7 protein-coding genes are annotated in these 8,424 nt (G+C 42.8%); 1 reads left to right on the forward strand and 6 read right to left on the reverse strand.

Annotation, left to right across the window (positions count from 1 at the left end; translation table 11 throughout):
* Nucleotides 1-120: 120 nt before the first annotated feature.
* The 4 genes from yqeC to GPK60_RS05060 all read right to left on the reverse strand — a co-directional run bounded on the left by yqeC (nucleotide 121) and on the right by GPK60_RS05060 (nucleotide 7,433).
* On the reverse strand, nucleotides 121-792 hold the full coding sequence (gene yqeC / locus GPK60_RS05045; RefSeq protein WP_215659005.1) for a selenium cofactor biosynthesis protein YqeC: 672 nt from the start codon (nucleotides 790-792) through the stop codon (nucleotides 121-123).
* Complete coding sequence (locus GPK60_RS05050; RefSeq protein WP_147632409.1) at nucleotides 793-2,259, reverse strand: nucleobase:cation symporter-2 family protein; 1,467 nt, start codon at nucleotides 2,257-2,259, stop codon at nucleotides 793-795. It abuts the gene before it with no gap.
* 148 nt (nucleotides 2,260-2,407) lie between these two features.
* On the reverse strand, nucleotides 2,408-3,979 hold the full coding sequence (locus GPK60_RS05055) for an InlB B-repeat-containing protein (RefSeq protein WP_173898994.1): 1,572 nt from the start codon (nucleotides 3,977-3,979) through the stop codon (nucleotides 2,408-2,410).
* Between the two features lie 232 nt (nucleotides 3,980-4,211).
* Nucleotides 4,212-7,433, reverse strand: a complete 3,222-nt coding sequence (locus GPK60_RS05060) for a hemoblobin-interacting domain-containing protein (protein WP_215659006.1) — start codon at nucleotides 7,431-7,433, stop codon at nucleotides 4,212-4,214.
* Nucleotides 7,434-7,521: 88 nt separating this feature from the next.
* Here GPK60_RS05060 and GPK60_RS05065 point away from each other — a divergent pair, with 88 nt between their 5' ends.
* Nucleotides 7,522-7,662, forward strand: a complete 141-nt coding sequence (locus tag GPK60_RS05065; protein WP_215659007.1) for a hypothetical protein — start codon at nucleotides 7,522-7,524, stop codon at nucleotides 7,660-7,662.
* A 92-nt stretch (nucleotides 7,663-7,754) separates the two neighbouring features.
* Here GPK60_RS05065 and GPK60_RS15640 read toward each other — a convergent pair whose 3' ends face one another.
* Together GPK60_RS15640 and GPK60_RS15645 are read right to left on the reverse strand one after the other, a co-directional pair.
* Complete coding sequence (locus tag GPK60_RS15640) at nucleotides 7,755-8,009, reverse strand: hypothetical protein (protein WP_346727718.1); 255 nt, start codon at nucleotides 8,007-8,009, stop codon at nucleotides 7,755-7,757.
* Nucleotides 7,987-8,292: a hypothetical protein gene (locus GPK60_RS15645; RefSeq protein WP_346727719.1), complete on the reverse strand. Its 306-nt coding sequence runs from the start codon at nucleotides 8,290-8,292 to the stop codon at nucleotides 7,987-7,989. The genes GPK60_RS15640 and GPK60_RS15645 overlap by 23 nt, the downstream gene beginning before the upstream one ends.
* Nucleotides 8,293-8,424 lie beyond the last annotated feature (132 nt).

Consider the following 8,424-nt stretch of genomic DNA (forward strand, 5'->3'; position numbering starts at 1 on the left):
TCAATAATATTCTACTCTAATATCTTATAAAACTCAACATATACTTATATAATTTTATAATTTATGTTTAACTGTTAATTGCCTCCATTTGTTCCGCTCAGACTTTCGAAAAACCCGGTTTCAAGAATGCCTCTGGCGGTCAGATCTGTCGGTATCTGCCTGACAGAATCGAATGTTTTCCCCATCTTGCTTTGAAAACAGACAAGTTATTTTCTCATTATACCCGATTTCTTTCAGCCTGTACCGATACGCCCTTAAGATTCTGCGGATATGCTCTTCTGTCACTGCTTCTTCCGGCAGAATCTTTCTTTTTGGCAGCTCCATATCATCCCGGATAAGCTCTTCTTTCTGCATCTCATCAAAGCGAAAGATTACCTTCTTACAGGGTTTCCCAATATCCCACGTTCCAAGCACGAGATAAAGATCCGTCGTTCCCGAAAAAATCACCGGTTCTGCCCCGGAAGGATATTTCAGAGAATGATGTTTCGCTCCGTCCGCTTCTATCAGAACAATATCCGCGTAATGCAGCAATTCTCTTAGTGTATGCTCCGGAAGTGCCTGCATTTTCTGCGGATTTTCGGAGCATTGTATGCCCGCCATACAATAGTGATCTCTCTGTAATTTCTCCCGTATAGAAAAAGCATCGCCGGAGAGGTCTGTGCCCGGCTCTGCGAACATATGCGTTGTCGTCGTCACCAGCACAGCATTTCCTTTCCTTTGATATTCTTCTGCCAGTCGATGGATCAGGGTCGTCTTTCCGCCCGCTCCGATGACTGATATGATTTTTTTCATTTATTTATCTTCCAGTTCCCACATTTCACGAACCGGTTTGGATTCTTTCGGCAGAACGATATTTAAAATGATCGCTGCCAGAGAACATGGTACGATTCCGGAACCGCCAAAGATCAGCTGTACATAATACGGCAGATGAGCGGTTGCCCCTGTGGTTGCTCCAAGACCATATCCAAGACCGATCGCTACGGAAATAATCGTAATCTCACGGCTGCCGATCGGATGCTTTGTGATCAGCTGGATACCGGAAATCAGAATCGATGCGAACATCATAACGGCTGCCCCTCCGAGAACCGACTGCGGCATGATGGACATCAGTGCACCGATCTTCGGGCAGAATCCACACAGGATCAGGAAAATCGCTCCCATGGAGATTGCAAAACGGTTGACAACTTTTGTCAGAGAAACCAGTCCCACATTCTGCGAGAATGAAGTATTCGGCAGTACACCGAACAGTGCTGCAAAAGCAGATCCAAGTCCGTCACAGATCACACCGCCGGACAGCTCAGAATCGGTTGCTTCACGATCCATACCGCCCTCGATACAGGCCGAAATATCACCGACTGTCTCAATCGCCGTTACGATAAACATGATGCCGATCGGGATGATCGCACTTGCCTGGAATGTGATCTTTACATCAGATAAAGCACCAAAACCGATAAAGCTCGGCACAGCGATCCACGCTGCATTTTTTACCTGGGCAAAATCAACAACCCAGGAGTAAGTATACTGAACACCATCTGCATCGATACCGGTGTGCGGAAGCGTAAGTGTCATAATGATCGCCACAACATATCCTGCCAGAATACCAAACAGGATTGCAGACGAAGAAAGGATACTTTTCTGCGGTGCGAAATGTTTCAGCAGTACAATTACAACCAGTACTACAAATCCCAGAAACAGATTCGGAAGTGAACCATAGTCCGCTTTGCCGCTTCCTCCGCAGAAATAGTTGATACCAACACCAAGCAGTGATAATCCGATTGCAATAACAACCGATCCGGTAACGATCGGCGGGAAAAATTTACGAAGCGGTTTCAAAAATGCTCCGAGAACACTCTCGAAAATACCGCCGACAATACAGGCTCCCATAATCGCACCATAAGCAAGAATACCGCCGCCGCATGCTGCCACGGTATTGTTCAGAACTCCGAGAAATCCGGATGACGTTCCCATAACGATCGGCACTTTTCCTCCGACCGGACCGATGGAAAACATCTGAACCAGTGTAACAACTCCGGCGATGATCATTGCATTCTGGAGCAATGCCGTACGAAGTTCGCCAAATCCTGCATCTGCGGTCAGTCCACAAACTCCCATCACGATGATCAGCGGTGTCAAGTTTCCGATAAACATTGCCATGACATGCTGAAGCCCCAGTGGAATTGCCTGAGAAAGTGGAATTCTTCCCTCAAAATCATACGGTGAAGAATAACCTTCTGACTTTTTCTCATTTGTTGCTTTCATAAAACAAACAGCCTCCTTAAATTTTACATATATTCCATGTTTCTTTCTTATTTTACAAAGATATATTTCCGGGGTCAATTCCTAATTTTACTTTTTTTCAGATGCAAAAATTCCCGCCCATCCTGACCGGATGGCGGGAATTTTTGATCTACCTGACTTTTACTTTTTTTACTTTACTAAAGGAACCGTAAATCCTGCTTTTCTTTCCATCTTTTTTTACATTCCGGAATTTCCGCATTCTCACATAGTACTTCTTTTTTGCTTTCAGTTTCGACACCGTAAGCGAATTCTTTTTCTTTCCACACTTCTTTGTTCTGACATTCTTTTTAAACTTTTTATCCGTTGAATACTGGATCTGATAACCGGAAACAGACTCCGATTTCTTTGCTTTTTTCCATTTTACTGTAAATTTTTTCTTTCCGGCTGTCAGTTTTTTGATGGAAATACCGGAAAGTTTCTGACCATCCTTCGAATTTACATCCGGTATCTGTTCTTTGTTCTCTGTTTCCTCTTCTGTTTTTGTTTCTTTTTCCGTTTCTGTTTCCTTCGGTTTTTCTTTCCATTTTGCATAAACCTGGATATCATCCCGGTACTTTGGAACCCAGTCATAGTTTTCCGTATGTTTGACCAGACTGCCATCTAAGTCATCCGGTTTCAGACACCATCCGACAAACTGATATCCCTCCTGCTGCGGAATGTGATCTGCAATATCAAAAAAGTTTTTACTGTCCATATGCAATTCATAAATGACAGACTCTTTTCCCTCAATACTTCCGCCATTTGCGTTAAATGTAATTGTTTTTCCGCTGTCATATCTCGGTGTCACTGTCTGATCACCTAAATTTGCATGAATCATATTGTGTTCCCAGTCAAAGGAGAATATGGTTCTTCCCTCTTCCACTTTTTCATCCACAAAAGCCATACCGCTCCAGCCAGTCAGATGACACCCTGCACGAACCGGTGTTTTTAAAATCAGTTCCTGTTTTTCCCTCTGCACATAATAACGATCCGGCATGCCTTCCTGTTCTTCTTCTGAAAGTTCTTTGTAGGATATAGTATAATACGGTTCATAGAATCGGATCGTACAGTTTGAATTATGCGTGGTATACCCGACAATCATCGGTGTACTGCTATATTCACCACCATAAATGGTTCCTTCATGTTCGGTAGCTCCTGTACGCACTTGTTCCAAAACAATTGGGGTGTTTGTATTGTTTGTGTAACCCGCATTCTCTGTGCTCTCGCCTTCCTGAAACGCTTTAAGCTGCTTCTGTGTATCTTCACCCATCTCTGCACTTTCCAGACTCTTCTTCCAGAGCTCCGTCTGTGTTGTCCAGACATTATACGTGTTTGTCCGATCCGCCGTCAGTCCGGCAAGATCCACTTTGTTCCGTATCAGTTTACTGTCATAAAGTCTTGGTTCTTCCCCAAGTATCAGGGAAACGTGTTTCAGGTACAGGTTCGTAACTGTCTGCCCGTAATAACCATGGTCATACGTTACTTCAAATTTCGGAACGGTGTAAAATGCTTCGCCAGGCATGATCAGCTCATTTGAAATATCCCAGTTATTTTCTTCCTTCAGTGGATGGTCCATCCGCACATACGTTGGTTCTTTTTTTGTTTCTTCCGCAAAAGAAACCGGCACTGCCAGATTGGTCAACATACAGCATACCATTGAAAAACCGATTATTTTTTGAAAACCGCCTTTTTGTTTTTTCATAACAAATCCCTCCTGACATATTTTCTGTTTTCCTGATTTTTCTTCCCGTTTTCTGAGTTACTTTTATTATATCAGGAAGGATTTTTTTAACCACAAAATTCCCAAACTGTCTAATGACAATTTGGGAATTCGTTCATTTGCACATGCTCTGCTGTTTTTTCGCTGACAGCCTCCTGATAAAATGCTCAGGATTTCAATTTCTTACACCTGCCAGGAAGTCACCGACAACTTCTTATTTAGTAAAGGTGACGGTACAGTCTTCATATCCTTCTGCGGAAATCTCAATGGTATTTTCTCCATCTGCAACTGCATTTGTTCCAACATAAATCTGACCATCGTTTTTCAGCAGACAGTAGGTTGTCGTATCACCTACGCTGAAGGAAGAAGTTACCAGGCTATACTCTGTTCCGTTTACTTTTATGCCTGTGATCTGATTCTGCCACTGTTCGATTTCAGAACCATAGCCAAAGGAAACGATATAGTAATCTGAGAAGATAGTTTTCTGGCAGGAAACCGCCTGTGGCGGTGTCAGTTTTTTGATCACATTTACAACCAGCGGCAGTGCCAGATCTTTATAGCCTTCTGCTTTGATCGTAAAGGTATTGTCGGCATTTTCATCAAATTCGCTGTCCACTTTCAGTTTCAGGACCTGATTTCCGTATCCGTCTGTTTCCCATTTAAACTGATTCTCTGACATGCCAAACCAGCCTGCTTCTGTATAGGCTGTTCCATTTACAGTGATCGAGGTTACTTTATTTTTCCAGCCTACAAAGTTTGTCTGTGTTCCAAAGGATACCAGATAAGTCTGGCCGTCTTCGTCTTTGCTGATCATAGGCTCTGATGCCGGAACATCTTTTTCTTCACCCTGTACGGTGATCTCTGTTTCCAGAGCTTCATAATATTCTGCTTCCAGAGTCAGGGTATATGCTTTGTTCTGGTTGAACAGGTTTCCGTTATCGTAAATAGTGATGGATTTCAGATCTTCTGCTGCTTCATAGTAATAATCAGATCCTGCAACACCTTTTGCATAAATGTTTTTTCCATCTACTTTGACTGCATTTAAGTTCTTCAGGAAATCGCCTTCGGAACCATTTACGGTCAGAACCACATTCTCGCCTCTGTTGTACTGTTCTTTGTCAGAAACAAGACTTAAATTCTCTTCCAGAACTTTCTTATACTCAACCGAAAGTGTATTGTTTTTGAATCCTTCTGCTTTGATCTCTACGGTATTTGTTCCCAGTGTCAGAACAGAATCTTTGATCACCAGTTTGCCGTCCTCTACGCTGTACTGATCTTCTGTCAGTTCTTTCCAGCTCTGATTCACATAAATTCCGGTAATTTTCTCAAAGTATTCTGCTGTTCTTGCATCCTGGCCTGTCAGTACAAGATCTCTGCCTTCTGCAACAAATTCTGCATCCGCATCCAGTGTCAGGACCGGTGCTTCTTTTCCTTTGTAAGATCCGTTGTACTGTGTTTCTCCAAGCAGACCATCTTCCAGAACCACCTTAACTGCGTATGGACGGTTTTCTGTAGTAACTGCATTTTCATCTGCAACATAATCTTCAAAAGAGAGATACTGTCCTTTTAATTTTGCTTCCTGAACAGCATCATAGTAGCTTGTATAATCGTAGAATACAACTCCGTCTTCGCCATAAACGGCATCGCATGCTGTGATCTGATTATCCCAGCGTTCTGCAACTGCTTTTGCCGAAGCATTCTTCACATCCAGTGCCGTCAGGATCTTTGCATTGGAGATCAGATCCTCAGAAAATGCCAGATTTGCCGGCATAACAGAGTTTCCGCTTTCACCGTCGCTGCTGCTTCCGGAGTTTCCGCCTGAAGTCGCTCTTGTCACAACATCATAAGTCTTTGCTGTTTTTGCAGCTTTTGTTGTTTTGCCTGCAACAGTGAAAGATTTGCTCATGGTCTTAAAGCCATTTGAGTATACCGTCAGTGTGTACACACCCGGCTGTTCGATGTTGTTTCTTCCACCTTCTGCATTTACATCGTTATACAGTACAAAGGTATTTCCGATCAGATACCAGTCTGTTATTTTTTCCAGTGTTTTCACTTCTCCTGACGGGGTTTTCAGTGTTACCATCTCAACCGGAACGGTGATGCCGTATACCATGTTTTCTACCTGGAAATGAACATTCTGTCCGGATTTGATCGCACCTGTCTCAGAAATCTTCATGGACGGAGTCTGTGCATTTACCACATGGATGGATGCGATCAGGGTTCTGTTTCCATTGGAACGGATGCGTACTTTGTAACGTCCATTGGAATAGAAATTGCTCTGTCCCAGCGGAATGGTAATTCTTCCGACTACATTTCCACCATGTTCGGTGGTATCTTTTGTATAAGCGAGCTGATCGTTCAGCGTGCTCAGGCTCTCATCGTTTGACAGCAGTGCCAGTGCACCTTCGTCTGCGATCGTATCAAACCAGTCTTTTTCTTCCTGTGTTGTGTAGTTGAACAGGATTTCTACGTTTCCGCTCACACCGTACAGATTGTCAGCATCTTCGTTTTTGCTCAATTCTGCATCCGGTGCATAATATTTCACATCTTCTTTTGCAGTTTCCTTCAGGTCAAAGGTTGTTTTTTTCGGAGTAACCCTTGCATTTCCTTCTTCATCGTAGTTGGTCAGATGATAATCCCAGGTCGGGATGGCTGCATGTGTCAGGAAATACATCGGTTCCTGTGCTTTTACAACCGGTTTGTCCGGATTTTCATTGTCACTGAGCACAACCTCCTGTGTTTTCTGGTCATCTTTTTTGGTAACAACCAGTTTTGCAGGATTTAAGCCTGTCAGCTCCCATTTCACAATGCTTCCGTCATCGGTAACTTTGGTCATAGCCCCTGTGATATCCACACCATCTACCGCAACGCTGCAGTTTTCCACATCGTAACCTTCTTCAAAAGCTACCACCAGATACTGTGCATATCCAAGATCAAGAACTTTTGTCTGAGCTTCCTTTACCAGAACTGTTTTCGGAGCTTCTGTTTCCGTTGCCGGTGTTTCGGTTTCCGGTGTACTTGGCGTTGCCGGTGTCTCAGTTGCCGGTGTCTCCGGTGTACTTGGCGTTGCCGGTGTCTCCGGTGTTTTATTATTATCGACTGCCGGCTTCTCTGGCAGAACTACTTTAATCTTGCAGCGATATTTTTTGCTGCCAACTTTTGCAGTAATCACAGCATTTCCTTTTTTCTTTGCTGTAACCTTTCCTTTTGAAGTAACGGATGCAACTTTCTTTTTCGAGCTGCTCCATTTCACTTTTTTCTTTGTGCCTTTTACCTTAAGCTTTAAGGTCTGGCCTTTTCTCAGTGTTTTCTTTTTGTAATTGAGCGTGGTTTTGGACGCTGCTGAAACGGTATGATACTTTGGTGTAACGTTAGCAAAAATTACCGCAAAACTCAGCAGAGCCAATACCAGCAAATTCTTTTTCCATCGCTTCATTCCTTTTCCTCCATGGCTATCTTTTGTTAGTTTGCTTAAACTTACGTTTGAATAAAGTAACATATTTTCTCATTTTCATCAAGTGTAAATGTGCTTAACAAGAAATTTTCTCATTGACTTTTCGTTTGTTGACAGCCATGCCATCGCCGGGCTTTTTATTATGACACTCGGTGTTTCGATGTCCGTAAAATCGAACCTCGGCGTTTCTCCGGTCAGCTCGATTCCGTAGGTATCGGAACGGTGGTCGCTACTGTTCTCGTCAGATTGATCCTCGGCCAAGAAGCATCTCTCGCTCTAAAGAGCTCGGTCACTTTTTATTTGCTATTTATCACCAATCCATTGTTTTGCAAGTTCTACATCTACTTGCAGTGCCATTGCAATTTGTTCAACAGGCAATCCAAGTCTGCTAAGGGCAATCGTACCCTCTTTTTGTGCAAGTCGTTTGCCTTCCGCAATGCCAGATTCAACACCGGCCTCGTACTCAGCTTTTCGCAGTTTCCGTTCTTCCTCTTCTTTGTCATATTCAAAAATACTCATCGCAATTACCTCCGCTTTATTTTTTCTTTTCTGTTCCATTGTAAAATACGATAAATTGTGGTGCAGGTATTTTCTGTAATACGGAAGAATAAAGGGATTTCTTATCCACCAGTTTCTGATATTCACTCGAAATATAGAATAAATCACGCAATGGCATATTAGGATTGTAAGTTGACTGGTGTTCATATAGAAATAACTCTGTGTCAATGATAAAAGCAAGATCATTTTTCATTCCCATATAAATAGCATTTTCCAGTGTGACAATCTCCAGTTTTTCCGGATCATCGTAATGAGCACCACTGATTGCATTATAAAGTGACAATAAATTTCTCCGGTCAGAAAACAACATGCGAAATACCGTATCTTTATAATTACGATTGAACAAAATCGCTGCGCGATGGCCTGCCAAGGCTGTGGCGCAGTTTTATTTTTATTAAAAAAGCAGTGGAATTAC

This window comes from Ruminococcus sp. MCC718 (genome assembly GCF_018783905.1).
GTDB classification, from domain to species: domain Bacteria; phylum Bacillota; class Clostridia; order Lachnospirales; family Lachnospiraceae; genus Hominisplanchenecus; species Hominisplanchenecus faecis.